This window comes from Ideonella sp. P3_A4 (assembly GCF_056403075.1).
On record NZ_JBFUGE010001202.1, the window covers coordinates 1 to 908 of the forward strand.

Genomic DNA, 908 nt, shown 5'->3' on the forward strand with positions numbered 1-908 from the left:
GGGAGCCTGCGTGCGGGCAAGCGGGCCGCCGCGATCATGAGCCTGGTGCACTCGGCGCGGCTCAATGGGCACGAGCCCTACGCGTACCTGCGCGACGTGCTTGAGCGGCTGCCCACGCAGCCCGCCAGCCGCATCGTGGAGCTGCTGCCGCATCGCTGGCAGCCGTTGGGCGCCACAGCCTGAACTGCCTGCTCGTCTCCAAGACGGGATTGCCGGACGCTTACCGCGCTGGGGYGAGACGCCATGTTCGATGTCCTGCGCAGTTGCGCGGATGCTGGTGCCGCCCAGGCGGGCGATCACAAGACCACCAACAGCCATCACCGCTTCCGGCGGCACCCACCTGCTCAAGGCCGGGCCGCAGCAGGTCCGCATCATGAGGGGCCATGGCACGGCCATTGAGGATCGAATGGCGGGGGCGCGGTACCACGTCACCTCGCGAGGGGACCGGCGCGAACCGATCGTAATCGATGACCGTTGCGACTCTCAGTGGAGGGACCGATACCGGGTGCACGCGTGGATCTCGCCACTTGCTCTCCGAAGCCCGCTAGCCGCCGTAGCCTTCGCCTGGCCCAGAGAGTTCATTCAGCGCCGACGACATCGCCGTCATCATCGCCCGTTCACCTTCGCTGAGCGACGGATGCCAGATGTCGAAGATCAGGATGACGCGCAGCTTGTCGCTGTTGTTCCAGGCCTCGTGTTCGATCGTGTCGTCGAACACCCAGGCCGTGCCCGGCTCCCATTGTCGGGTTTGATTGCCGACGCGAAAGCCGCAGCCTTCCGGCACGATCAGTGGCAGGTGTACCAGCAGCCGCGCGTTGCTGACACCGTTGTGCGGCGGAATGCGGGTGTGCGGCTTGAGCAGCGAGAACATCGCCACTGGCGTGCGGCCTGGTTGATCGGGCTGAGGC

2 protein-coding genes and 1 pseudogene are annotated in these 908 nt (G+C 66.7%); 2 read left to right on the top strand and 1 reads right to left on the bottom strand.

The features are described 5' to 3' along the window. Together AC1DYI_RS36970 and AC1DYI_RS36975 are read left to right on the top strand one after the other, a co-directional pair. Positions 1–183: transposase domain-containing protein (locus tag AC1DYI_RS36970; protein ID WP_477209047.1), on the top strand; the 183-nt coding region annotated here is incomplete at its 5' end. Positions 184–228: 45 nt separating this feature from the next. Further along, positions 229–367 (top strand): annotated as a pseudogene (locus AC1DYI_RS36975) (IS3 family transposase); the annotation flags it as partial. 177 nt (positions 368–544) lie between these two features. On the opposite strand, the gene AC1DYI_RS36980 reads toward AC1DYI_RS36975, so the two are convergent. Next, positions 545–908 (bottom strand): aspartyl/asparaginyl beta-hydroxylase domain-containing protein (locus AC1DYI_RS36980; protein WP_477209048.1); only part of this gene is annotated, 364 nt, incomplete at its 5' end.